Genomic DNA, 25,467 nt, shown 5'->3' with positions numbered 1-25,467 from the left:
GAGATGATCACAATGTCCCCGCCCGCACGCAGGTTGGCCTCCTCACAGAACTTGCTGGTGATCTGCCCGCCCGCCGTCACCTTGCCTTGACCTCGACCAGCCCCCCCCCCGCTGACCTGGATGTCCGTCCCCGCTTCGACCACCGCCGCCTCAATCGCCCCCCGAACCGCCACACTCTGCGCCGACTTGACCACGAACGTGTCCCGGATCGTGCCCCCAATCAGAACATCCGTCGGCGATTCAATGTTGCCCGTCGAGAAGTCCACGTCCGACTTCGTCTCCACCACGCTCACCACCGACACCGAGTGACGATTGACGTTCAGCCTTCCCGCCTTGCTGGCAATCAACGTCTTGCCGTCGCTGGCCAACTCAACATTCTCACCCAGCGCGACCGAGACAATCGGCCGCTCGCCTTCCACAGGCTTGCCGAAAACATCTATCCCCGCGACCGGGGGAGTCTCCGGAAAAAAGGTCCCGATCACTTCACCTTCCCCCACGGTGGCAATCCGGGAACGGTAAAAATCAGCACGACCTTGGCCATCCCCCGACTCGGCCTTGTCCTCCGGACTCGGCGCAAGCTCGACACGGGCACCAATCCCAGCAACCGCAGGCTTGCCCTCCGCCAGCACAAACGGCTCGCGAGACAGCTGACCCGTCGAAACCGCTTCGACAAGTGCCGCTACCCGGGCACGAACAGCATCGGTCACCGGAACAGACCGCTCACACAACCGCGCAAAGACATTCTCGGCCGTCAAGGTACCTTGATCGGTCTTCGACACGATCAGCGAAACACTCAGGCGATCCGCCGAAACCTCAATGGGGATGGGCTGTGCTACCACGACACCACTCATTCCTGTGTCTCCACCCCTCCACCATCAGCCGACCGATTGACCTGGCCACGCCCCCGCCACCCCATGCAGGCAACGGCGGGAGGCGACTATGCCCCCGCACCGGCCGCCATCGGCGACCGCGATGAGCGAGCCTTGCTCTCCACTTCCATCGCCACCTCGACGTGGAATCGACCCAGATCGGAGCAACACGGCAGGGCCAGACGCGGACTCTGCTTGGACTGCGACACGATGTGGTGGGCGCCCACCACCACACTCGGCAACGAGATGCTCACATCCAGATCCACCATCTGAGCCTTCGCGTGCCCGGCCACCATGTTGGCCAATTCGCCCAGAGCATCACAGAAATCCGGGTGCATCGAATCCAGCGCGACCCCCGCAAACCGGCCGGCAACCATCACCGCCGTCTCCATCGGGAAAGTCAGCACCACACAACCCACCGCATCACCGGACAAGCCAATCAGCGCGGATACGTCGGCGTCAGGCTCCTTCGAGGAGGGAATGACAAACGGCTTGCCGATCACCAGATCCGTCGCCAGCATCGTCTTGAAGACGCTCTTGGCCGAGGCCACGAAAGGGTTGATGTAGCGGGCATCCATGCAATACCTGCCTTCTCCGTTCCGAGTGCCCCGCGACCTGACCCGATCGCACGCCGACGATCACACGTCCCCAAGACCACACCGGATTACTGAGATGATCATCCGGACCCCACACAGCGCTTATCGGCTCGTTTGAGCCGACTCCTGACTACTCGCCTCAACCCACTTGCCCCATCCGATCTCCAACCCGCCTTGCCCGCAAACCTGCTCCCCGCTAGGCTCATGAAGGCCTCCCGTTATCGGACGTCATACCTCCCCCTCCCTAAGGCCTCGACCCCTCACCCACTCACGCGAAACAATAGACCTTAACCACCAGACGGGATACCGTCACGCAGGACGCACCTGCACCCGGGGCCCAACGCGCCTTCCCTGAAAAGACCGGACGATGTGTTCGAGTCAGTTGTGAACCGTGCCCAGACGTGCCACCACACGACCAAGGTGATCGAAGACCTCAAAGCAGGCTAACGGAGCCTCGGATGGCCAGTCGCCCGTCTCCGCGCAAACGTTCTGGTAAACGCACGCCCCGCTCATGTCCTCGATCCAGATGGGAGAGGACGCGGTATCGTAAGTCCTTGCCAAAGCAAGCAGCTGAGTCTCCGAGAGATGCCTGGACATCTTCAACCGAGAGGGAGTGTCAAGACCGATGCTCATTCCTGAACATCCTTGTTCATGCATGGTTTGGGGTTCACTCAATAGCCATCCATATTATCGGAACGCCACCCAGATTCGCTTGAGCAGCCGGCTTATAATACGCCTATGAAGCCCGACGACAAGATCTGCTACTGCTACGACGTCCCTTACCGCAAACTGTGGCATTTCGCCCGCCGACACCATCTCAGCCGCCCGAGCCAGATGTCGGAGTGCCTGGGCGCAGGCACCGCATGCGGATGGTGCATCCCCTTCCTCAAGCGGATCTTCGAGGCCGCCAGCCAGGAAAGCCCGCCCGATGCCGCCCCGCCTCTCACCGCCGAAGAGTACGCCCACGCAAGACAAGCCTACCTCGCCAGCGGTAGACAGCCGAACCAGTTCTGATCGCCGCCACCCGGCCTGCCCGCCCCCAGCAGAACACCACCTCCACCATCGAGTTCGCTTCCGCGCCGCACACCGCCGGAACCGCCATGATCGTCACCACTGCGGCCGCCGCTCCGTCAGGCTGGCCCCAACCCCGCGGTCCGGCCGCGCTCACTTGGCCAGCTGCTTCCGCAACCACCCGAGCCCCTGCTCGACCTTGCCCGGAGCCGCCTCGCACTCGATGGACAAGACCCCACTCCACTTCATCTTCTTCAAGACCTCAATGCAACCGGCGATGTTGTCCGCATTCACCCCTTCGCCGATCGCCACCACCGACGTCGAGATGCCCGTCTCCTCCCCCCGGCAAGCCTTGGCCAGTGACTCACTGACGTCCTTGATGTGCAGGTGCGTCACCTTGTGTTTGAATCGCTCCAGGAACTTCACCGGATCATTGCCCGCAATGAACGCGTTGCCGGTATCGAAGTTCATCCGCAGGTACTTCGAGTCGAACATCGACAGGATCCGCTCCATCGTGTCCGGATTCGTCGTGTAAGGACCGTGCGGCTCGACGTTGATGATGATGTCGTGGCTCTCCGCCCACTCTAGGATGACCCGGTAATACTGCTTGATCAGAACCATGACCTCCTCGTCGGTGTACCCGGCAGGCTTGGTCGCCCCATCCGTCGTATCCACGCAAGGAGCACCGACCGCCCGCGCAAACTTGATCGACTCGATCGTGTACGGAATCCCCCGATACTGGCCGTCGGGAAACGAGATCGGATACGCCGCGTCAATCTGGGAGACCTTGAGCCCCATCGAGTCGAGGTACGCCTTAAGCCGCAGCGGATCCGTGTGCAGCGGCACGTGCGGGTTGTAGCCCAGGCTCTGCACGAAATAGTCCCCGTTCACCGAGCCCAGCTCGATGTACTTCATCCCGTGATTCTTGGCGAACTCGCACGGCACCTTTAACGGCGCATCCTGATGCCGCCAGTTGTCCACGTGCATACCGAGCTCGATCATCCGGAAATCCTCCGTTCTGCTACATCACCCCGCGCCAAACCCAATCAGACCTTCGTCATGAACCGCCACCCTACGCCTTGAGCCCCTTCAGATCCGGCTCCAGTCTCTCGCTCGCCTTGATCATCTCGTCCCAGGCCACCATCCCGCCCCTGTATCCGGCGAGCCGGCCCAGAACGGCGGTCAGATTGCTGCGCACCGACGGGGCGACGGTCGGGTTGCTGACGTCGCCTTTGGTGATCGCCTCGTGGAACTCCTTGATGTTGACCTCCGCCCCCGTTGTGTAGAGCTCCCCGTGCTTCCAGCTGCCGCCTTTATAGACACACTCGGGCATCCCGTCGATGTTCACGTGCGTGTAGTAGTCGGTGTCGATCGTGCCCTTCGAACCGTACACCCGGCATGGGATCTCCGTCGGGGCACCCGGCGTGCACTGGTTGCCCACAAAGCTGAGCACGAAGTCTTTCGGGAACCAGAACATGACGTTGAAGTAGTCCATGATGTTGCCGTAGGCCCGCAATCCCCGGCTGCCCCCGATGCCCATGGCCTTGATCGGATCAGCGTTCAGGATCCACGTCGCCACGTCAAGCGTGTGGACGTTCTGCTCGACGATGAAATCCCCGGACAGCTCGCGGATACAGTACCACCGGCGGAGCCTGTCGTCGGGTGTCGCAGGCCCCGGAAAGTGCCCCACGCCCCAGGGATACATGGCCCAGCCGGTCACCAGCTCGCCGATGTCCCCGCGATGCACGCGCTTGACCGCCTCCCGATAGTACTCGTTGGCCCGGGTCTGGAAGTCGACCAGGAAAACCAGCTTCTTCTCCGTGGCTTTCTTGCCCGAGTCGCCAATGCTCAGGCAGCCGGGAGCATCCACGGCGATGGGCTTGGCCAGGTAAACATGCTTGCCGGCATCGACCGCCGCCGCCGCGTGAATCGGGTGAAAGTACGGCGGAGTCTGAACAATCACCGCGTCACACTTGACGTCCAGCATCTTCTTGTAGCCCGACAGCGTCGTGAACCGCTTGTCCGCCGGGATCTTCTGGGCTTCCCCGAAACCGTCAGCATGGTCCTGGTAGTAGTCCGCACACGCCACCCATTTGTAGCCGCCGTGCTTGGCAAATAGCCCGCCCAGCCACGAGCCTCGGCCGCCGCAACCGAGCAACGCGATCTCCACCGCCGAGTTGGCCCCCGATCCCCGCACTGAAGACGGCCGGACAATGCTCGCCGCCGCCGCGGCCGCCGCTCCCGCCAGCAAATCCCGCCGAGCCAGTTTCCCTGCCTTCTTAGTCGCCGACATGTGTCTCCTCCACGGTGATGCCGATGTGGACCACCAAAAGGGGCTGCCAAGGCGGCACGTCAGGTGCGTCCGGCACTCCCCTGCGACGCGCGCCGCCATCCAGATCCAACCATCCTATACCTCAACGCTGATCATCGCAACGCTGAGGAAGTCACCGACGCAGCGAGAAGCGAGAGGCGCGAACCGAGACCAGCAAAGCGAGCAAACAGCTCATCGGCCGCAGTTGCGGTCCACGGCCGCGGCTGCCGGCGAATCAGGGGACACCGGTCGGAATCCCCGCCTGTCTCAATTCTCACCTTTCACTTCTCACTTCCTTCCCGCCCTTGCGCCTTATGGCTCTCCCGGAAATCATCGTCGTTATCCAGCATCGGGCCACCCTCCAGCTTTCGCCAGTCAAAGGCCCGATCGTAGCGCTTCAGGGCCAGTGAAGGATCGAAAACCCGCGGATCCACCTTCTCCGCATCGTAGGGACGAGAATCAGGCTGGTCCGTGAAGAAATCCTGGAGCAGCGAGGCGGCGGCGTCAAACTGGTTCACCGGCGGCAAGTCCAGAATGTGGTACACCGTCTTGAGAATCGCCCCGAAATTCGCGTGCGTGTGCGAGACGTACCCCCGCTTGACATACGGCCCGACCATCATGAGCAGCGACCGATGGGCGTCCACGTGGTCCCGACCGTCCTGGGCGTCATCCTCCGTGATGATCACCAGCATCTCCTTCCACCACGGCGTCCGCGACAGCACGTGCAAAACCCGGCCAACCGCCAGGTCATTGTCCGCCATGTACGATTCCTTGAACGGATATCCCGCATCCGGCCGCTCCCCCGCCGAATGGTCATTCGGAACAATCATCGTGATCATCTGCGGGAACGGCTCCCTCTTGCTGAGCCACTTCTCGCTCAGTTCCTGCTCGAACATCTCGATGCGAAACTGGTCCGGAACACTCGTGTTGTACGTCGCATAAACGCGCGAAGTGCGATCGAACAACGCCTTGGGCATCGGGAAAACGACCTTCATCCGAATCCCGGTGAATTGGTGCTCTGGCCCCTCCTCCGTGCCCGAAAACTCAAATCCTTCGCCAAAATTGTAGAAGTCCACCCCGTGCCGATCGAGCTGCTCCCACAGCCCCCCTACTTCGTTGTAGTCCTCCGGATAGACCGCCCCCGCCGAACCGGCTACATACCGCCGCCCTGGGGCACTGCTGAAAATCCGCTCATCCTTGCGCGTCGCGGCATTGGCCTCCACCCACTCGTTCGGATACGTCCCCACCATCCAGCGGTGACCGTGCACCGACGCGTCCGAATCACAGTAGAAGTTGTCGCTCATCGCAAACTCGCGGGCGATCTTCAGATGATTGGGCATGACCGTGGCCCGCTCGACCGTCCGCTTGGGAAACCTCGTGTCCCGGCTGCTGAAACCGACGTCTGCTCCGTAGCGGGCCAGCGTCGGGTCACCGTTCCCACCTTTCACCTGGCCATAAACCTCGTCATAGGTGCGGTTCTCCTTGGTGATGTACACGATGTGGCGAATCGGACTCTTGCGCAGACCCGGAGCGGCCGGCAGCGGATTCCTGCCGTCGTCGACGACCGGCACCTCCTCGAAGGTGTTGCGAACCACCTGGCGGGTGTACTTGGCCAGCTGCTCGGCGTCAGGCACCGTAATGAACTCGCACGTGCCCAGCATGATGTCACCCACGTACGTCCCCTGAACCGGAGCCTTGAAGCCCTTGCCTCCATTCGGGCCCGCACCATGCCCTCGCGCCGTCACCACGCACAGACGCTTGCCGTCCGGAAATACCGCCAGCTTGGTCGGAAACCACCCCGTCGGGATGTAGCCCAGTACCTTCCGACTCCCGGTGTCGATCACGCCAACGGCATTCAGTCCACTCAACGCCACATACAGCCGGGCCTCATCCGGACTCAACGCCAGCCCAAACGGGATCAGCCCCCGATACCGGTCAATCTTCGGATCCACGTCCAGCTTGATGTGCGCCACGATCCGCTGACTGCCCGCTTCGATCACCGAAATGTTGTCATTCGTCGCATTCGTGACGTAAACAAACCGCCGACCGGCCGCGATCGAATTCGGACTCGATCCGCCCATGATCTCCAGCCCCTGAACACGCTCGCCCATCTGGTAACCGGTCTTGATCTTGGCCACAACCTGGCTCGTCTTCAGATCAACCGACCAGACCGACACCGCCTCCGCAACCCGCGGACTGCCAAGCCCCGGAATCCTCCTCCCGTCAATCTCCTTGCCCTCCTCCGCTTCCTTCGAGGGCACACCATAGGGCGGAAAGGCCAGCCCAACCTGCTCAACATTCCTGTCCGTCACCCCCGGTACCAGCGGATAGTCGTAAATGCCTACATTGGCCACGTAAGCCATGGATTCGTCCGGACTCACCCCCAGACCAAAGGGAAACCGGCCGACCTTGACCGACGCGATCACCCGCCTCTCCTCCAGATCTACCGCCACCAACCGAAAATTGAACTGGTCCAGCACGAACAGCCTGCGGCCATCGTCACTCAGCACCATGTCGCCGGTGAAACTGTCTTCGTACGAGCGACCGTCGAACACGCCATTGAGGGTGATGCCATCAAGACGCTTGCCGGCCACCAAGTCAAAAACGACGATCGACCCGTCATTGCCTCCACTGAGATAGGCCAGCCGGCTGTCCTTCGTCACCTGCACCCCCATGAACGCCCCGTTCTTGAAGGGATTCGCCAGCTTGCCGTCGTAACTCGGATACCGAACGGCTTGCTCAGGCCGGGCCACGTCCAGGACGGTCAACACCTGATCATGAACCGCCACAACCCGGCTCCCATCCCGGGAAAGAGCCATCCCGAACGGATCGGCCGTGATTCGCACCACCACTCCAGCCGGCGTGACATACCGCCCACTGGGCAAAACACTGACCCCGCCCGGCTCCATCCGGCAAAACTCCTCCCGACCCGGCGGCTGCAGCGTTACCGTGCGACTGGAATCAGCCCAGACCGGGGCAACAACCAGCCAAGCCAACATCACCCCAACAAAGCTATACCGCCTCATCGAGCACCTCCGCACCAACGCACCGCTTGAATCGTCGAAACGCCCAGGCGAAAGAAACGGCGGCCATAGGACCTCCCCTCCGCAAGGGGCGCCGCAATGACAAGATCGAACCGCCGCGCCCAGTGTACCGCCCTCAACAGGGGATGCAAATGCCGCCCCGCGCAAAGTGAGGCCATCTTTCTGGTTGACACCGCTGTCGCATTCTGCCAGAATAAGTACGGTCCGAGCGACAACTTGCGCACACCGCTCGGCGCAAGCGAAGCGGCATGGTCCGATCAGCACCCCAAGGGTGCCTGTGACCAGTACCGAGCGCGAACCGTTCAATCCCCCGCCGGGAGGACAACGGCAACTCGGAACGCAGCGCCGGTCCGTCGTAACGACCGGGAGAAAGAAAGCGACGCCGGCTGAATGAGAGAGTTTCCCTTCATGGACAGAAAAGACCTGGGCCCGGTGCGGTCTGCTTGAATCGATGACCGGGCAAGGGTAAGGAGCACTTCTGGCGGTTGGGAACATCGAGACGATTAGTTGGTAAGGAGGTTCGTATGAGGAAGCAGCGGTCGTCAAAAGCATTAGCCTGTGGCCTTGCGCTCTGCGCACTCGGTGCCATCGCCTCAGGAGCGGCGAACGCCCAAACCATCACCGGCCAGTGGGACTTCGACGACGGTACCCTCAAGGCTACCGTCGGAACCGACGCAACCTACTGGATCAAGCCCGCCGACACCCGCGACGTCGAGAGCGAAACCAAGTTCGGCACCACCACGTCATTTGGTATCCCCGACATCGGCGGCCAAGCCACAAACGTCATGAAGTTCCCCCAATGCACCAGGAACATGGGTTATGCAATGTATCCGGGCGCCGAGGCCAACGGCGGCGGAACCTATGTCAACGAGTTCACCATCATCATGGACATCCTCTTCCCGACCGAGTCCGACGCCACGTGGCGGGGGCTCCTGCAGACCAACAACTGCAACACCAATGATGGCGACTTCTTCGTCAACCCCGAAAACGGAATCGGCATCGGCGGCAACTACCAGGGGCCGATCAACCCCAACACGTGGTATCGCGTCGCGCTGTCAGTCAACTGCGCCAATACCACCGACGGCTACCGCAAGTTCATCGACGGCGCCCTCGTCGGCTCTCAAAGCGGACAAGGCTTCGATGGGCGAATGTCCCTTAATGCCGCCAGCGCAAACCCGGCCGAAGACTTGGCCACACTGCTCTTCACCGACGAGGACAACGAAGACGCGACCGGATACGTCAGCAGCATCCAAATCCGCAACTACCAGATGACCGACGACGAAGTGGCCGCCCTCGGCGCACCCACCGCAACCAAGATCCCCGGCGGCACCGGCGTCACCGGCCAGTGGGATTTCCTCAACGGCTCCCTGGCCGCCACCACCGGTCGCGACTTGGCCTACTTCAAAGGCTGCACCCCCGGCGGAACGTGTTCCCAGAACCTGCCCGCCGAGGTCAAGTTCGGAACCACCACCAGCTTCGGTATCGCTAACATCAACGGCTGGCCCGCCAAAGTCATGCAGTTCCCGAAAACCCTGCAGTGCGACGGCTTCCAGTTCGCGCACGGAGCCGCCCCCAACGGCGGCGGCAGCCTGGTCAATCAGTGGAGCATGATCATGGACGTCATGTTCCCCGATACCGCCACCGGAACCGGCGGCTACGTCTCCCTGATTCAGACCGATCTCTTCAATGACAACGACGGGGAAACCTTCATCAAGTCCGGCGCCGGCCTCGGGATCTCCGGCAACTACATCGGCGATGTCACCGACGGCGTCTGGCATCGCTTCACCCTCGTCTCGGACATGGCCGTCAATACCTATACCACCTACATCGACGGCACACAGGCCATCCAGAATATCGGCAACGACGACGAAGTCCTCGACGGACGGTTCGCCCTTTACTCCACCATCCTGATGTTCGTTGACCAGGATGGCGAGACCGCCCTCGGCTATGTCAACAGCATCCAGTTCCGCGACTACGCCATGACGCCCACAGAGATCGCCACCCTCGGCGGCCCCACCGCCGCAGGCATCGGTCGCTACGACCGACGACCGGCACCCGACGTCAACAACGACAGTCGCGTCGATAGCGCGGATTTCGACGCCTTCCGCTTGTGCTACACCGGACCGACCATCACCCTCGCCGAAGCCAACCTGACCGACTGCGGCGAGATGGATTTCGATGAGGATAATGACGTCGATCACAGTGATTTCGGCATTTTCCAGCGGTGCTACAGCGGCCCCGCAGCCTATGATCCTGCGTGCACGACTATCCCGTGAACGGCGTCACGGGATCAACGTAAACCGCAGCATCGACGTCAAGACAGGGAGCGCATCCTAAAGCCGCACGACGCGTCGCACCCCGGCATCTCGCCGGTGACCCCGCCCAGTCGGCAATACGCCCCCCGTCAGAAAGGAACCGGATCCCATGATAAGGGTACGAAACCACAGGCAGGCATTCACCCTGATCGAGATCCTGGTCGTGGTGGCGATCATCGCCCTCCTCATCGCCATCCTGCTCCCGTCCTTGTCGAGAGCCCAGGAACAAACCCGCCGGGGAGTCTGTGCCTCAAACGCCCGCCAGATCAACATGGCCTGCGCCATCAGGGCGGAAACCGACAAGACAGGCATCTACATCGCCGCCACCAGTACCGGTGACGATAGCCTCAACCACGTCTACCCAAAGTACCTGCCCTCCGCCAAAACCGCGATCTGCCCGAGCACGAAGAACATCGTCCGCGAAAACGTACCCCTCCAAAGCACCACCGAGAGAGCCCTCTATCCCAAGGGCCTCCAAGACCTGAGATCCGCAGCCGACAACGCGGCCGACGCCGACGGCGGCCATAGCTACGAGATGTGGGGCTGGTACGACGGCCCCTCCATCTACCCCGACGGTACCAAGATCGACGGCAAATCCGCCGGAACCTACGGACAGCAACTCGGTTGGCCCGACCCCAGCACGCCAGGCTACAACAATGCCACCGACGGCGATGTCATCAAGAAACACCGCTCTGTCAAAAAACCCCAGAACACCCTCCTCGCCCTGGATAACGATCAGGGCGGGGGATCAACCACAGGCGACATCTGGAACTTCCCCGATGCATATAACAACCACGGCCCCGACGGCCTCAACGTCGCCTTTCTCGATCTGCATGTCCAGTTCGTGAAACCTATGGACGTCATTCGGGTCTACATGAGAAGCTATGCCGACCCGCCCAGCCAGGGTCTGTGGACAAAGTACGCCCCTTGGCTGAGACAGAAATCCGAAAACGGCTTCACCGTGTACTATACCGTTCAGCCGTCGCCGTGAGAGGTGATTCCGTCGTCTCAAGACACCGAAGGAGGGAGGTGAAGCGGAGAAAACAAAAAGACTCGTGTCCGGCCGCGATCCGCTCGCGGCTGCCGGGCCATTCCTGACCAATAGCCACAAGGCCAGCCCTAACCCAAATAGCGGGGACGCGACCTCGCCGGAGGGAACATCCGTGCCAACCGGAAGAACCCTCCAACAGGCTTGGCGAAAGGGCAAACACCTTCTAACAGGGCCGCGCCCGGATCAAAGGGTATGACAGTGTCTGCGTTTCTTTTTCATCTTCTGTCGAGAGGAGAGAAGACAATGAAATCAGTAGGTAAACACGCTCTGTGGGCCGTCGCGGTCGTCGGCCTGATCACCGGCACAACCTTCGCCTCCGAGAAGGTCACCGGTCGCTGGAACTTCGACGACCCGGCAAACGGTCTCAAGGCCACCATCGGCAACGACCTGGTCTACGGCGACGCGGCCACAGCCGCCGCCACCGAGTTCGGTACCACCACCAACTTCGGCATCGCCGACATCGGAGGCCAGGACGCCAACGTCATGAAATTCCCCCAAACCACCTCCACAACCATGGGCTACCAGATGTTCCATGGCGCGGCCGCCAACGGGAGCACCAGCGACGTCAATCAGTACACCCTGATGATGGACATCCTGTATCCGTCTAGCTCCGGCGGATATCGGGCACTGTTCCAGACCTCCGCCACCAATGCCAACGACGCCGACTTCTTCGTGAACGGCAGCAACGGCATCGGCATCAGCAGTCAGTACCACGGCAACCTCACCCCCGATACGTGGCACCGCGTCGCCCTGGTCGTCGATCTTGACCAGGCCGACGCCACCAAGAAGTACACCAAGTACATCGATGGCGCCTTCGTAGGATACACCGACCTCGGCGGCAGCGGCAGCGCGGGCGGCCGCTGGGCCCTCTATCCCGATGGCAGCGGCTCGCCTGCCTGGCTCTTCGCGGACGAGGACGGCGAAACCGCCATGGGCTACGTCAACAGCATCCAGTTCCAGAACTTCGCCCTCTCCGCCGATGCCATCGCCGCCTTGGGCGGACCGACCGCCGACGGCATCGTGCCCGAACCGGCTACCGTCGCCCTGCTGGCCCTCGGCCTCATCCCGCTCTGTCGGCGAATCCGCCGCTGAGCCTCAGGAACTCCAGGGCGACTGTACGACCATTCGCACCCGAATGACCAAACCGGGGCGAAAAGCACCTGAAAACTCGTGGGGCGCCTGGTACAATCGGGTAGCCGGGCGCCCCATGCCTTGCCTGCTTGGCACGGGAGCACCCTATTACCCGGATGGCCGATGAGGCCATCCGCAAAACACGGAGAGGCTCAACGCGGCCACCCCCGCCCAACCGCGACGCGGGTCGCAGAACGTGTTCTGAGCCTGGGGAGGTTGTCAAATGCCGTTGATTCCCGGACACGGTCCGGTCAATTGGGTTCGTTTGGCGCTCGGAGTTCTCTCAACCCTGACTATGGCCGCATGGCCTGCCAGGGCACAAGTATCTCAATGGGACTTCAACGGCAGCCTGGCCTCCTCCACCGGAGGAGCCGCCCTGACTCCCGGAGCCGCCCCGCCTGCCACCACCCCAGGCATAACCTACACCACGACTACCATCGGTCCCGGTACAGCCCAGGTTGCCCAGTTTACCCGCGGCACCTTCTTCCAGGCCGCCCACAACCTGCCTGCCAACGGGGGCGGCAACTACGTCAACCAGTACTCCCTCATCATCGACGTCATGTTCCCAAACACCGCCACCAGCGGCTGGGCCAGCCTCTACCAGACCAACCCAGGCAACACCAACGACGGCGAATGGTTCATCCGCTACTCCGACCACGGCATCGGCATCTCCGGTAACTACGGAGGATACGTCGCCGATAACCTCTGGCATCGCCTCGCCTTGGTCGTGAACCTCGTGGCCGGAACCTTCACCAGCTACGTCGACGGCCAGCAGGTCCAGCAGAACACCGGCCTGGACTTCGACGGCCGCTTCGCCCTCGAACCCCAAATCCTCTTCTTCGCCGATGAAAACAACGAAAACTCGCTCGGATACGTCAATAGCATCCAGCTGCGCGGCTACGCAATGACCGGCACGGAAATCGCCCAACTGGGCGGCCCCACGCCCTCAGGCATCCCCCTGCCCGCCATCCCTGGCAACCTTCAACTCACCACACCCAACGGCGGCGAAAACTGGCAGGCCGGTACCCTCCACCCCATCAGCTGGACCGCAGCCAACCCGGACGGCTTCCTGAGCATCGACCTCTACAACGGCAACACCTTCCACAGCCAGATCGCCCAGGTCGCCATGGCCAGCGGCCAATACCCCTGGACCATCTCCCCCTACATCGGTGACTCCGCTAACTACGCCGTCCGCATAGCCTCCGTCGTATACCCGGCCGTCACCGACAGCTCGGACGCCGTCTTCACCATCCACGGCTCCATCCCCCAGCCCGCGACCATCACCAAGCTCCCCATGCTCCAGGACGGCCGCCCCAACGTGATGAACCTGCTCTGGGAAACCGACGTCGAAGGAAGCCCCCACGCCGTCGAGTTCGGCGCCAACAACGTCAGCGAGAATACCATCACCACCGTGACCACCCGCATGGTCAGCAGCACCCGGTATGTCCACACCGCAACCATGCAACCCCTGGATACCGAAACCGCCTACCAGTACCGGGTCCGCAGCGGAACCACCGTTTCGCCTGTCTACAGCTTCCGCTCCGCCCCCCACCGCACCACACCCATTCGAGTGGTCACCTTCGCCGACGAGCAGGGACCCTCGGTGTTCAGGCAGCACATCGCCCACATCGCCGCCCGAGACCCGGACATGCTCATCTTCAACGGCGACCTGATGAACGATGGCACCAGCATCACCCAGTGGCAGGATTACTGGTTCGGACCACTCGAGGTCGCCAACTTCTCCCAAACCACCCCCGTCCTGTTCAGCCGCGGTAACCATGACGGCGAAACCGCCATCGTCTACACCTACTCCAACCTCCCCGGCAACGAGGCTTGGTTCGCCTTCACCTACGGCAATGTCCGCTTCATCTTCCTCGACACCAACATCAACTCAACCACCCAGACCGACTGGCTCAAGTTCGAACTCACCTCCAAGGAGTGTCAGAACGCCCAGTTCCGAATCGTCTCCTTCCACAAGTCACCGTACACCGACCTGTGGAACGGCGGAGGCTACACCGGCGAAGCCTGGGTCGCCTCCACCTGGCTCCCCCTCTTCGAGCAGCACGGCGTCGACATCATCATGACCGGCCATACCCACGCCTACCTCCGCGGCGACCTGAACGGCGTCATGCACACCATCGTCGGCGGGGCCGGCGGTACTATCGACGTCGAACGCGTCGCAACCTGGGGTATCTTCGACGTGACCCTCTCGTCCTTCCACTACGTCATCTTCGAGGTCGACGGCAATACCCTGACTTGGACCGCCCGTAACCTCAACGACCAGGTGATCGACTCCTTCAGCCTTGCCTCCCGAGTACCCGTTCTGCCCGGCGACCTGGACGGAGACCGCGACGTCGACCCGGACGACACCGCCCGGTTCCAGTCCTGCCTCACCGGCACCGACGCCACCAATATCATGTCCTACTGCCGGCCGGCAGACCTCGACCAAGACGGCGACGTGGACCTGGCCGACTTCGGTACCTACCAGCGCTGCCTCAGCGGCACCAATACCCCCTCCGACCCGCATTGCGCCGACTGACCCGGCGCCGTAACCCAGATGGAATGGAGGGTCCTTTAAGAGGTTATTAGGAGTTAGGCTTCGCCGCCGAGCGGGCCACGTCGGCCACACAGCGGAAACCAATGGTCGAACATCGATCCAAACCCGGCCACATGCAGATGAACTTCGCATGATGATCGCACGGCCGCGGCCCCCCGTCCGCATACCAGATACTCCCCTCGGCCGCGTAATGACTTCCGCCCCGGATGACCACAAACCGGGTGTGACCATCGTCCCGCTCACTCTCGGTCCACTCCCAGACATTGCCGGCCATGTGATGGCAACCGTACGGACTTCGCCCCTCCGGATCAGAACGAACCGGATACGTGTGCCCGCCGGCAATGCCCAACCGCCCGGCATCGAATCGGTCGCCCCACGGCCAACTGCGACCGTCCGTCCCCTGAGCAGCCAGATGCCACTCGGCCTCCGTCGGCAGGCGCTTGCCGGCCCACCGGGCGTACGCCCGGGCATCCTCCAGATCCACATACACCACCGGATGGTCGGCCAGCTCCGTCGGCATCCGGCCGCCAGGCCAATGCCTCAGGAAGTTCTCTCTGACCCGCGGCTGATAACCCGACGCATCGAGAAACCGCTTGAAATCAGCGTTCGAAACCTCCGCCTCGTCCACGAAGAAGGACGCAACCACGAGCGGCCCGATGTCGTGCTTGAGCACTCCGTCAAACGGCGAACCCCACAGAAAACCCTCCCACTGCGACTCGGACACGCCCGGGTCCGGATAGCATCCACACTCGCGACGGACATGCTCAATCTTCATCCGAAAGGTCGCCCCTGGCACCAGAACCATCCCCGGCGGCGCCACCGAAACCCGCGGCGTACCTGCAAAAGGGGTCACAGGTTCTACAACCGAATGGGCGAAGTTGCGGCGGTCAACCGGAGACAACAGTGCGGCCGCCAACTCCCGCTGACCCGACAGGAGATCCCCCAGCGGCTTATCGACGGCCCGCCGCTTCACCGCCAGCACGCACCCAAGCCGCTCGACCGAACCCGTCACCTCAACTTTGCCACCCCCGGCGGCCTCCACCCGAGCCGGCTCACCCGTCCACAAATCGAAGTAAACCGTATCCCCCTCCGCCGCCACTTCGATCAGCCGCCCCTGCCGGATCGGCCCACCCAGGTTCAGCAGCGTGTACACGGTCGCATCCCGGCCCGGCCAACGGTGACAGTACAGCCTCTCCACCCGCGTCGGATAGAACGGATCCCAACCGTCACCCGAAAACTGGGCCTCGAAATGCCTCAAGATCGGTACCGCCCGCCGCCAGGTTCGCCGATCCGCCGCCGGCCAGGGATTGTACGTCCCAAAGACGTTCTCCCACACCAGCACACCACTCCCGTTGAAGAATGCGGTCTCAATCTCGGCCCCGTGACTGCGATCCCAGCGCCGAATCTGATGCTGAACGTGACGTGGCTCAAGCCACTTCAAATGCAGCAGGCCCGGCGGCAATGGATCCTGAAGCCACTGCGCCCACGACAGACTCAGCAGCGGCAACTGGTCAATGTCCGGATGCCCCTCCGGAGCCAAGGCCACTCCCGGCCGAGTCGCATCCAGCCGCCGACGAAGCGTCGCCGACGCGGCCGACATCGTGTCCAGAAAGATGCCGTCAGCCTCAACTGCACCCACCAGGGCGGCCAGAGCCTCCTCGTCCGAACACGCCTCACGACGCGTTCCCGTGTCCCAGGGGTTGTAGTCCACGAAGACCTTCACGCCCCCGGCATGCGCCTGCCGCACAAGATCACGAATCCCGCCCAAGCCACCGGGCATGTCCCGGTACATGTCGAACTGGTTGCGGTCGTCGACACCCAACCTCGGGTAGCCTTGCCACAGCACCAGAGCATCGTACCCCCCAAACTCCCGTCGACCGTCTTCCAGAAGCGCTTCCAGCGCATACTTGCCGGCGACCACATCGTACACCGAACGATCGTACATGAACGTGAAATGACACGTGAACACCCGCGACGTCCAGGCCAGATCCTGCCGGTCGTACAGCCTGCGATCCAGCACCCGAGTACCCGGCACCCACGTCCTTGCGGCCAACTCCAACGCCCGCGACCGCCCGGGATCACCCACCTTCAGCTCGATCGCCCGCATCTGCAGCTTGCCCGGCGCCGGATCCCGAGTGGCATCCATGCCGATGATCAGCCGCGACCACTGACCCGCGGCGTCAAACGCCGGCACGGTCACCGCCGCTTGCACACGGTGCCACAAAGCCTGTTCACCCCTGACCGGACCCTCCGCACTGTCTGCCGTCGGCCCGCGCAACACCGCTTGCACGCCCGACCAGCCCTTCCACTGACCCGTCCGCCGATCGTGCCAATCGAAGGCAATGCACAGACCGCGATTGCCGGAGAGAAAGCGGGCCTCAACCGCTACCTCGACCCGGTCACCACCTTTCAGATCCAACGTCCGAGCCAGCGCCGGCGCCATCCGCGTCCAGGCTCGAACCCCACGGTAGTCCACCTCGATCACCGCAGCCGCACTCCCCTGCCGGACCTGCTCGCGATACGCCCGCATCTTCGCCAGCCACACTTCCCGGTCCTCCCCACGTCGCGGACCGGCGATGTAGTGATCGTTCATCTCCAGGCCATCGACCGAGGGCCGCACCCACCGGCAACCCTCGTTCGGCTCGAAGTCGCGAATGAAGGAAACACCCTCCAACTCCCCGGCCAAGATCCGGCGGGAATCGCATGCCCCCACGGCCGCCATCACCAGGACCATGGACGACGATACCACCTCTCGCCCTCCGCGCCGCAGACAACCTGGCAGAGCCGTTCCCATAGTCCGGCCATCATAACACATCGCCCACCTTCGTTCTCCGACCCTCTCCAGCCTGATTCGACAGGTTGCCCCAGCGCAGAAGGACCAAGCGGGCTTGACAAGGCCGGGCAACGGCGAGGTCTCTCCACCCACCATGCCTGCCCAGGCGGCCAACCACCCCCGGCCCCAACCGCCCCGCCCCATTGCCACCAGTCAACGAATCGGTTAATGGATGACGCGAGGGTCCGAGGAAGCCGCCAGGCTGCCTGGACCTCCAGTTCGCTAGGAGGCAGGTGCATGTCGCTAACCACCGGACGACGCACGTTTCTCAAGACCAGCGCGGGGGCAGTCGTGACCGGTCTGGCACGGACCGACACCACAGCCACCGCCGCGAGAGCGGCTCCCACCGAAGGACCCGCCATCGCCGACACAGGTCTGGCCACCGATAGCGGCGACTACAAGGTCAGCTGGTATCAGTTCACCGAGCACCCGGATTCGGACTCCTGCTGGTCGCTCTCGGTCGGACCGGACGGGCGAATCTATGCGGCCGCCTGCGCCGAGGGCGTCCCCGGTGGTGTGGTCAAATTGGTCCGCTACAACGAAGAAAAGGACCGGCTCGACTACCTGTTCGCTCTGGACAAGATGGTGGACGATCCCGGCGACTCGGGCCGGGCCACGCAATGCAAGATCCACTACAGCTTCGCCCCGTCAATGGCCGACGGCGTGCTCTTCATGGCCACCCACCTCTCCGGTCCGCCAATCGACCAGCCGGCCTACTCACCCTGGCACTCGTGGCACGATCCCAAGCGGTGCTTCCGCGGCAGCGCCCTGGTGGCACTCGACACCCGCACCGACGAGGTGCTCTGGCACGACACGCTCATCCCCAAGGAGGGCTGCCGCTGCCTGCTGCACGACGAGACCCGCGGCCTGCTGTACGCGATCAGCTACCCGCGCGACCACTTCATCATCTACGACATCAAGAAACGCACCCGCCGCGACGTCGGGCGGATCGGCTCAGTCAACGCACAGGTCCTGTTCATCGACGCCAGGCATCGGATCTACACCAGCAGCGACTACGGCCGACTGGTTCGCTACGACCCGCAGAAGGACCGCCTGGAAAGCTCACCCTACATCCTGCCACACAATCCGGAGTACCAAACCGGCTTCCATAGCGTGTTCTACGACGCGGTGGCCTCGCCCGACGGCCAGTGCATCTACGCCGGCACCTGGATCGCCAACCCGTACCTGATGCGAATCTGGATCAACGAGGGCGAGTGGCCGCGAGTCGAGGATCTCGGCCCCACGACCCAGAGACGTGACTTGACCCAGCCCATGGACACATTCCAGGACCACTGCGGCGGGCTGACCTTCGGCGGCGACGGACAGCTCTATTACGTCGCCTCGCGATGGCGGGACCCGGTCTATAACCCCATGCCCCCGGAACACAAGCAGCGGGAAGGCGTCGTCTGGCGGCTCGATCCCAAGACCCTCAAACGCGAGGAGACAACCACGCTGGTCCGTCCGGACGACCTCGCCCAGTACGTCTCCCGTGGAGCAGTGGACAAGCACGGCAACCTGTTCTTCGGCCACGTCGGCAGGCGCCCGGTGGGCATCTTCAAGGTACAGGTGCCGGCCAGCCGCCGCAAAAAGAACGCCCATCTGCCCATGCGGATGTGGGGGTAACCATGAGCGACAAGAAGCAATATGACATGAACTCGCCGGAGGCCAAGGCCCTGATCGACGAAATCGTCCACGGCACGTTCGTCAAGGAAGGCACCATGATCGCCTTCCCAATGTGCTTTCCTGGGATAACCGTGCCGATCGTCGCCGACGAAAGCCGCATCACCGCACTGACGCTGGCCGCCGACGGTCGAGTCTACGGTGGCACCAGCGGGTACCGAAGCCACCTGTTCATCGGCATGTTCCATGGCGTCACCGGGATGGTGTTCGACTTGGGCGTCGTCGAGGGGGCGAACCGCTGCGCAGCCGTCTGCTGCGGGAGGAACTCGTTTGCAGCCTGCGTCAACGGACCGGCCGGTGGACGCGTCGTGACCCACCCGCTGTGCGGCATGCCGTTCGACCTCATCCAGGAATGGGGCTTCTCGCGCCAGCCGGTCAAGGATCTCGGCGAACCGGTCAAAGGGGAGCCGATTCTGCATGCGGTGTCCGACGCCTCGGGATCGGCGGCCATCGGCATGACACCAAGCCGCGTGTTCGCGGTCGATATCGACGAGGGCAAGATCGAAGTCCTCGGCGAGGTGGCCGGTGCAGGGCGAATAGCCCTGGGTCCGGCCGGAAAGGTCTACGGGCTCGACGGATCGTGCCACCTGTGGTGCTGCGACCCCAAGTCCCGCAGGATGAACTGCCGGGCAGTGTCCTTGCCCCGTGGAACCTGGACGCCGGAACACCTGCGCTGGGCCGGAGATCGAGGATCGGGCCTGCTGTATCTGGCAGACGCCGACGGAAACCTGTTCACGCTCAGCGAAGCGAAGGGCATCGTCGGGCCGGTGGGCAGGGCGCCGCTCGCACCGGTTGGCCCGATGGCCGTCACCCACGACGGGCGGCTCTTCGGCTCCTGCGGGCTGGAACTGGCGAAGCTGTTCTGTTTCGAGCCGGTCGGCAACCGAACGCTCAATCTGGGTGTGGCTGTCTCGGTTCTCGAACGGCGGCGCTACGGATACTGCTTCGGTGACGCCGTTACCGGCCGCGACGGACAGATCTACTTCGGCGAGGACGACGACCTCGGCCACCTGTGGATCTACTTCCCGTGCATTCGGGGCCGGGCCACGACATGATCCGGGAGCCCGAGAGCCTCACGACCCTCAGTTGCTGAGCACGAAGTGGTAGGGCTTGACCTTCTCGTCCGCCTGGGGGGCGGTGAACGGACACCGGAAGATCATGGCCTCCGGCGCCTCGATGATGTAGTCGAAGGTGTAGGCCTGGCCCGGTTTCAGCTTGGCCTCAAGGAAGAACTCCTCGGTACCCACCATCTGCTGGATCTCATGCATTCGAACCAGCTTGCTTCCGTTGGTCCGATTGACGGTCATCTGCTCTCCGGAGGAGGACTTCAGGATGCAGTGGGTCTTCACCCAGTCGTTCCACCCCTTGGGTTTGCCTTCTCCCAGGGGCTCGTTCTTGCGGCTCTTGTGGGCGAGGGTAACGCCGATGATGGCGTGCATGTCGATCGAGCCATCCTTGAGGTTCCCGAACACCAGTGGAATGTCGATGGCCGTCTCGCCGCCGCCCGAAACCACGGCGAAGTAGTAGCCCATTCCCCCAAGGAAAAGGAGAACGCCCAGACCGGCAACGATCTTCATACTGTCGCTCCTTTCTCGAGAGACCTGACCCTCTGATCAGAAAACCACTATAACCCCGCCTGAATCCTTAAAGCAAGTGTCCAGGGGCATTCTTGTCTCAGCAAGTGGCGGTTTCATCAGTTCCCCGGCCGCAGCCTCCAACAGGAGTGGGTGAGACCGGACCGCGAAACGTGGTGGCCCGGCTTCAAGTCCCTCTCTGGCTCAATCGCCAGCGACAGGAAGCACAGGGTACCTGCACCCACGGCCGCGGAAACGCCGGCAGGTTCGACGCAAGCCTGAGCGGAAGCGGAATTCCCCGGCGCATGCGACGGCGATGGGCGTGTCACCTGGTGTCGCTCGGCCAATCCGGCGGGCAGCACGTGAGGCACCTCCGGTGGCGGGGGTCCGACGCGCGCGGCGGTTCGCGCGGGTTCTCATCCCGGCGCGCCTCATCTCCACGGCTGAGCGGAGACCGACTACCAGTTCAAGCTTGACCGCCAAGCACCGGCCAGGTCGGCGACTTCGACATCGACACGACTGCCATCCGGCATCCCGGCAGCGAATCTCGAGGACGGCCGGGTACGGCCGACGGCCTGGATGCTGACACCCTCCAGCCTTTCGGCCAAGGCCTCCACTTGGTCTCCGTCGGCCTCAGCGACCTCGAGGACATACCCGCAGGGAACCGCCGCGAATGGATCGACCTGGGAGAAATCCGCCTCGACGCCGCACTGCCCGGCCAAGGCCATCTCGGCCAGCGCGGGCATGACGCCGTCGTCGCCGCAGTCGTGGACCGCGAGGACCGCGCCCACGCGAATGAGGCCGGCTACTGCGCCGTGCAGGGCGGCCGCGTGACGAACGCTCACCTCCGGCCAGTTCTTAGCCCTGAGGCCGACGAAGAAGAAGGCGTTGTCGGTCTTGTTCGAACCGGGCTTGGCGTCCATGCTCACACAACGGCCGACGTCGTCGATCACGCCGAGGGCACTGACCAGCAGCGTCTCGGGGATGCGAATGCGGTTGTTGAACAGTGGCATTCGCTTGCTGAGCCGACCGCCATCCGCCGGGTCGAGGGCAAACTCGTTGTTGAGCGAGTCCTTGCCGGAGATGAAGGGCGTGCCGTAGGTGATGGCCGCGTCGTAGCAGCCCTGGCATGCCCGAACCAGGGCACCCATGGTCCGCGGATCCTCGCAGTTGCCCCAGCAGAAGTTGTCCAGGATCGCCGTGTGCGCGGGATCCCCCCCCACGCAGACGATGTTGCGGATAGCCTCGTCGATGGCCGCCACTGCCATCCAGTAGGGATCTTCGCCGTGAAGGACGGGCGCGATGCCGTTGGCCAGGGCGACGCCGCGGGCGCTCCCCAGTCTCGGCCGGATGACCGACCCGTCCGATGGCCCCTGCCCCGGCCCGACCAGCGGCTTGACCACGCTGGCGCCCTGGACCTCGTGGTCGTACTGACGAATCACCCACTCTTTGCTTGCGGCGCTGGGTCGTGACAGGCGGTAGAGCAACTCGTCCCGATAGCGGCTACCGGGCGGCCAAACGGACTTGCTGGCTTCGACCGCATCCTCATCCGTGACCACGAAGCCGGCGGTTCCCGCGCATGCCCTCCTGGCGGTTTCATCCGCCGCGGGCTTCGACCAGGTCGCCTCCTTGTGCAGCCGCCCCAGTCCCTCGTGGAGAAAGGTCGTGTCCAACTCGCCGACGACTCTCCCTTCGTACCGAATAACCAGCCGTCCGTCGTCGCGGAACACACCGATGACCGTCGCCTCGACGTTCTCGGCCTCGCAGATGTCGCGCAGCGTCTCCCATCGTTCGGGTGGTACCGAGAGCACCATGCGCTCCTGGGCTTCGCTGATCCAGATCTCGTCGTAGCGCAGGCCGGCGTACTTCAGCGGCACCTTGGCCAGTTCCACCTCAGCTCCGAGCCTGGCGGCCATCTCGCCGACCGCGCTGCTCAGGCCGCCCGCTCCGCAATCGGTGACTGCCGTGTACAGGCACCCGTTCTCGTGATCCCGAGCCTGCAGCATGGCATCGAGCACCTTCTTCTCGGTGATCGCGTCGCCGATCTGTACGGCGTGGGAGAACTCCTCGGCGTGGGTATCCGTCAGCTCGGCGGATGAGAACGTGGCCCCGTGGATGCCGTCGCGCCCGGTCCGTCCGCCGATGACCACGACCAGGTCGCCCGGCTGGGGTTCCTTGTGAATGCGGTTGCGGGGGATCAGGCCCAGGCATCCGCAGAAAACCAGGGGGTTTCCCAGATATCGGTCGTCAAAGAGGATCGCGCCGTTGATGGTCGGGATGCCCATCCGATTGCCGTAATCGCGCACTCCGGACACAACACCCTTGAACACCCGCCGAGGATGGAGCACGCCCTTGGGCAGCATCTCCAGCGGGAAGTTCGGCGGCGCGAAGCAGAATACGTCGGTATTTGCGATGGGCTTGGCCCCCAGGCCGCAGCCGAGTACATCACGAATCACGCCCCCGATTCCGGTGGCCGCCCCCCCGTAGGGTTCAATGGCCGACGGGTGATTGTGAGTCTCGACCTTGAAGGCGATGGCGTACTCGTCGTCGAAGGTGATGATCCCGGCATTGTCCTCGAAGACCGACAGGCACCAGTCGACCCGGCCGGATTCGATCAGCTCGTCAGTGGCCCGGGCGATGGTGTCCTTCAGCAGATTGCCGTAGCGGATCTCGACGTTCTGGCCGTCGGTCGGCTTCTGCGCCACCGTGCTCGACGCGGGAAACGGCTCGCCGCGATAACAGACCGAAGCCTTCAGGGTCTTGTGAACGCAGTGCTCGCTCCAGGTCTGAGCGAGCATCTCCAGTTCCAGATCCGTCGGGTCGCGGTCCAACTTGCGGTAGTAGTCTTGGATGGTGCTCATCTCGCCGACCGAGAGAAACAGGTGGGCGTCGCGCGCGAGTCGAGCCAGGGCCGCCTCATCCAGCTGGCGGACGGGCACGTGCCGAAGCTCAAACGCCCGGGTGGGCGCAACGGGCAGATGGTCCGGGCGCGGGTCATGCCGGCCGAAACCGGTGAGGTAGACATCCTCGATGCAGCCATTTGAAAGCAGCCGTCGGGAAATGGCCTCCACCTCGCTGACCGAAGCCACTCCTTTGAGTCGGTACAGTCGCACTGTGGCGACCTCCAGCGGCGCTGTCTCGATGCCCATGTCAGCCATCGCCTCCAGCGTCGAACCGGCCACCGGGTCCATGACGCCGCCCTTGAGATGAACCTCGATCGCAGCCTCGTAATCCTTGCCCGGCAGGGTGCGATCATCGCCGCCCTCGCGGATGTCGCACACTTCGGTGACGGGATCGGCCAGGAGTTGCTCGCCGACCCGTCGGGCGACGTCCTTCCCAATCGGTCCCTGGAGCAGCGAAATCCTGCTCGAAGCGACGTGGGTGACATGCTTGAGCCCGAGTTCATGGATGTCGCGGAGAACAGCAGCGCCATGAGCGTCATTGGCCGCGCTGCGCGCGGATACGCTGACTCTCCAGAGCGAGGCCTTGTTGCCGACTGGGGCGGTCATGAGCTCATCCCTTCTTGTTGTAGCGGCGGCCGATCCATGCTTGGCGGGCATGCTGGCTGCGGGCCAGCCATCGGTCAATCGCCTTGGGGTCGTCTTTGTCAAGCAAGCCGCGGAATCGGCACAGTTCGGCCACGAGCAGATCGACGGCTTTCAGGACAGCCCGTCGATTGGAGCGAAAGATGTCGGTCCACATCGCCGGGTCACCCCCAGCGATGCGCGTGGTATCGGCGAAGCCCGGCCCGGCCACATCGATCGCTCCCTGAGCCATCGCCAGCTGGACCAGGGCGGCGGCGACGGCATGGGGCAGGTGGCTCACGCGAGCGAGCAACATGTCATGCCGAGCGGGGGACACGACCATGGTTCGGGCCCCGATCTGTTCCCAGAAGCCGAGCATGAACCGCACGCTGGCGGAAGGTGTCCTGCGGGTGGGAGTGACCAGGCAGAGGGCCTCATCGAACAGGTCCGCCCGGGCGAACTCCACGCCGGTCTTCTCGGAACCGGCCATGGGGTGGGAACCGACAAATCCGACGCGTCGGGGCAGGAGCTGCTCAGCCCACCGGACCACCTCGCCCTTGGTGCTGCCGACGTCGGTGACGCAAGCCCCCGCCGGGAGGGCAGAGGCCAGCTCCCGCAACAGCCCCTCGAACCGGCCGATCGGCGTACACAGGATGACGAGTTGAGCCCCCGCCACGCCGGCGGCGACGTCGCACGTGACCTCGTCCACGGCATCGTATTCGAGAGCCTTCGTGAGCGAGGACTGCCGACGGCCGATTCCGACCCGTGTCCCGGTGAAACCGTGGGCCTGCAGGGCCAGCCCGATCGAGCCGCCCAGCAGGCCGACCCCGACGATGGCGATGCGATCTAAGGTATTGGCATTGCTTATCTTGTGCACTTGTGGCTGTGCCCTCTGGTCCCCCGTACTGTAGCCGCTGGATCGTTGGGACGTCAAGTTCAACTTGCCTGGCGGGGATAACTTGTTACCCTAG

The 25,467-nt window shown here is 63.4% G+C and carries 17 protein-coding genes; 7 read left to right on the top strand and 10 right to left on the bottom strand.

Annotation, left to right across the window (positions count from 1 at the left end; translation table 11 throughout):
• The 3 genes from KA354_22045 to KA354_22035 all read right to left on the bottom strand — a co-directional run.
• On the bottom strand, window positions 1-851 hold an 851-nt coding region (locus KA354_22045), incomplete at its 3' end, for a DUF342 domain-containing protein (GenBank protein MBP7937336.1).
• Between the two features lie 86 nt (window positions 852-937).
• Window positions 938-1,447 (bottom strand): chemotaxis protein CheX, encoded by a 510-nt coding sequence (locus KA354_22040; protein ID MBP7937335.1) that lies wholly within the window; start codon window positions 1,445-1,447, stop codon window positions 938-940.
• Between the two features lie 396 nt (window positions 1,448-1,843).
• Complete coding sequence (locus KA354_22035; protein ID MBP7937334.1) at window positions 1,844-2,098, bottom strand: hypothetical protein; 255 nt, start codon at window positions 2,096-2,098, stop codon at window positions 1,844-1,846.
• Between the two features lie 105 nt (window positions 2,099-2,203).
• Between KA354_22035 and KA354_22030 the strand changes: the two genes are divergently transcribed.
• Entirely contained in the window at window positions 2,204-2,479 is a 276-nt protein-coding gene (locus tag KA354_22030; GenBank protein MBP7937333.1) for a (2Fe-2S)-binding protein, read from the top strand.
• Between the two features lie 150 nt (window positions 2,480-2,629).
• Here KA354_22030 and KA354_22025 read toward each other — a convergent pair whose 3' ends face one another.
• The 3 genes from KA354_22025 to KA354_22015 form a co-directional block, all read right to left on the bottom strand.
• Window positions 2,630-3,478 (bottom strand): sugar phosphate isomerase/epimerase, encoded by an 849-nt coding sequence (locus tag KA354_22025; protein ID MBP7937332.1) that lies wholly within the window; start codon window positions 3,476-3,478, stop codon window positions 2,630-2,632.
• Between the two features lie 70 nt (window positions 3,479-3,548).
• Window positions 3,549-4,769: a Gfo/Idh/MocA family oxidoreductase gene (locus tag KA354_22020; GenBank protein ID MBP7937331.1), complete on the bottom strand. Its 1,221-nt coding sequence runs from the start codon at window positions 4,767-4,769 to the stop codon at window positions 3,549-3,551.
• Window positions 4,770-5,068: 299 nt separating this feature from the next.
• Window positions 5,069-7,813 (bottom strand): phosphoesterase, encoded by a 2,745-nt coding sequence (locus tag KA354_22015; GenBank protein MBP7937330.1) that lies wholly within the window; start codon window positions 7,811-7,813, stop codon window positions 5,069-5,071.
• Between the two features lie 542 nt (window positions 7,814-8,355).
• Here KA354_22015 and KA354_22010 point away from each other — a divergent pair.
• The 4 genes from KA354_22010 (at window position 8,356) to KA354_21995 (ending at window position 14,867) form a co-directional block, all read left to right on the top strand.
• Window positions 8,356-10,107, top strand: coding sequence for a hypothetical protein (locus KA354_22010; protein MBP7937329.1), 1,752 nt, complete (start codon window positions 8,356-8,358; stop codon window positions 10,105-10,107).
• Window positions 10,108-10,255: 148 nt separating this feature from the next.
• Window positions 10,256-11,137: a prepilin-type N-terminal cleavage/methylation domain-containing protein gene (locus KA354_22005; GenBank protein MBP7937328.1), complete on the top strand. Its 882-nt coding sequence runs from the start codon at window positions 10,256-10,258 to the stop codon at window positions 11,135-11,137.
• A 303-nt stretch (window positions 11,138-11,440) separates the two neighbouring features.
• A complete protein-coding gene (locus KA354_22000; protein MBP7937327.1) occupies window positions 11,441-12,289 on the top strand; it encodes a PEP-CTERM sorting domain-containing protein in 849 nt (282 codons plus the stop codon).
• A gap of 262 nt (window positions 12,290-12,551) precedes the next feature.
• The gene (locus tag KA354_21995; GenBank protein MBP7937326.1) at window positions 12,552-14,867 is read left to right on the top strand and encodes a metallophosphoesterase; all 2,316 of its coding nucleotides are present in this window, start codon (window positions 12,552-12,554) and stop codon (window positions 14,865-14,867) included.
• A gap of 46 nt (window positions 14,868-14,913) precedes the next feature.
• On the opposite strand, the gene KA354_21990 is transcribed toward KA354_21995, so the two are convergent.
• On the bottom strand, window positions 14,914-17,634 hold the full coding sequence (locus tag KA354_21990; protein MBP7937325.1) for an SUMF1/EgtB/PvdO family nonheme iron enzyme: 2,721 nt from the start codon (window positions 17,632-17,634) through the stop codon (window positions 14,914-14,916).
• Between the two features lie 321 nt (window positions 17,635-17,955).
• Here KA354_21990 and KA354_21985 point away from each other — a divergent pair, with 321 nt between their 5' ends.
• Both KA354_21985 and KA354_21980 read left to right on the top strand, forming a co-directional pair.
• Window positions 17,956-19,341 (top strand): hypothetical protein, encoded by a 1,386-nt coding sequence (locus tag KA354_21985; protein MBP7937324.1) that lies wholly within the window; start codon window positions 17,956-17,958, stop codon window positions 19,339-19,341.
• Between the two features lie 2 nt (window positions 19,342-19,343).
• Window positions 19,344-20,453 carry a hypothetical protein gene (locus KA354_21980; protein ID MBP7937323.1) on the top strand — a complete coding sequence of 370 codons (1,110 nt, stop codon included), beginning with the start codon at window positions 19,344-19,346 and terminating at the stop codon, window positions 20,451-20,453.
• 27 nt (window positions 20,454-20,480) lie between these two features.
• Here KA354_21980 and KA354_21975 read toward each other — a convergent pair whose 3' ends face one another.
• The 3 genes from KA354_21975 to KA354_21965 all read right to left on the bottom strand — a co-directional run bounded on the left by KA354_21975 (window position 20,481) and on the right by KA354_21965 (window position 25,373).
• The gene (locus KA354_21975) at window positions 20,481-20,975 is read right to left on the bottom strand and encodes a hypothetical protein (GenBank protein ID MBP7937322.1); all 495 of its coding nucleotides are present in this window, start codon (window positions 20,973-20,975) and stop codon (window positions 20,481-20,483) included.
• Between the two features lie 455 nt (window positions 20,976-21,430).
• Window positions 21,431-24,481, bottom strand: a complete 3,051-nt coding sequence (locus KA354_21970) for a phosphoribosylformylglycinamidine synthase (protein MBP7937321.1) — start codon at window positions 24,479-24,481, stop codon at window positions 21,431-21,433.
• 4 nt (window positions 24,482-24,485) lie between these two features.
• The gene (locus tag KA354_21965; protein ID MBP7937320.1) at window positions 24,486-25,373 is read right to left on the bottom strand and encodes a prephenate dehydrogenase; all 888 of its coding nucleotides are present in this window, start codon (window positions 25,371-25,373) and stop codon (window positions 24,486-24,488) included.
• Window positions 25,374-25,467 lie beyond the last annotated feature (94 nt).

The organism is Phycisphaerae bacterium (assembly GCA_018003015.1).
Classification (GTDB): domain Bacteria; phylum Planctomycetota; class Phycisphaerae; order UBA1845; family PWPN01; genus JAGNEZ01.
The sequence above is the reverse complement of the archived record's forward strand: the minus strand, read 5'-3'. Positions and strand labels throughout refer to the sequence as shown.

Coding starts and splice junctions, on each gene's coding strand:
- KA354_22015 (MBP7937330.1), bottom strand. CDS start 7,813: ATGAGGCGGTATAGCTTTGTTGGGGTGATGTTGGCTTGGCTGGTTGTT.
- KA354_21970 (MBP7937321.1), bottom strand. CDS start 24,481: ATGACCGCCCCAGTCGGCAACAAGGCCTCGCTCTGGAGAGTCAGCGTA.
- KA354_22030 (MBP7937333.1), top strand. CDS start 2,204: ATGAAGCCCGACGACAAGATCTGCTACTGCTACGACGTCCCTTACCGC.
- KA354_22035 (MBP7937334.1), bottom strand. CDS start 2,098: ATGAGCATCGGTCTTGACACTCCCTCTCGGTTGAAGATGTCCAGGCAT.
- KA354_21975 (MBP7937322.1), bottom strand. CDS start 20,975: ATGAAGATCGTTGCCGGTCTGGGCGTTCTCCTTTTCCTTGGGGGAATG.
- KA354_21980 (MBP7937323.1), top strand. CDS start 19,344: ATGAGCGACAAGAAGCAATATGACATGAACTCGCCGGAGGCCAAGGCC.
- KA354_22020 (MBP7937331.1), bottom strand. CDS start 4,769: ATGTCGGCGACTAAGAAGGCAGGGAAACTGGCTCGGCGGGATTTGCTG.
- KA354_22000 (MBP7937327.1), top strand. CDS start 11,441: ATGAAATCAGTAGGTAAACACGCTCTGTGGGCCGTCGCGGTCGTCGGC.
- KA354_22005 (MBP7937328.1), top strand. CDS start 10,256: ATGATAAGGGTACGAAACCACAGGCAGGCATTCACCCTGATCGAGATC.
- KA354_21995 (MBP7937326.1), top strand. CDS start 12,552: ATGCCGTTGATTCCCGGACACGGTCCGGTCAATTGGGTTCGTTTGGCG.
- KA354_21985 (MBP7937324.1), top strand. CDS start 17,956: ATGTCGCTAACCACCGGACGACGCACGTTTCTCAAGACCAGCGCGGGG.
- KA354_22010 (MBP7937329.1), top strand. CDS start 8,356: ATGAGGAAGCAGCGGTCGTCAAAAGCATTAGCCTGTGGCCTTGCGCTC.
- KA354_22025 (MBP7937332.1), bottom strand. CDS start 3,478: ATGATCGAGCTCGGTATGCACGTGGACAACTGGCGGCATCAGGATGCG.
- KA354_22040 (MBP7937335.1), bottom strand. CDS start 1,447: ATGGATGCCCGCTACATCAACCCTTTCGTGGCCTCGGCCAAGAGCGTC.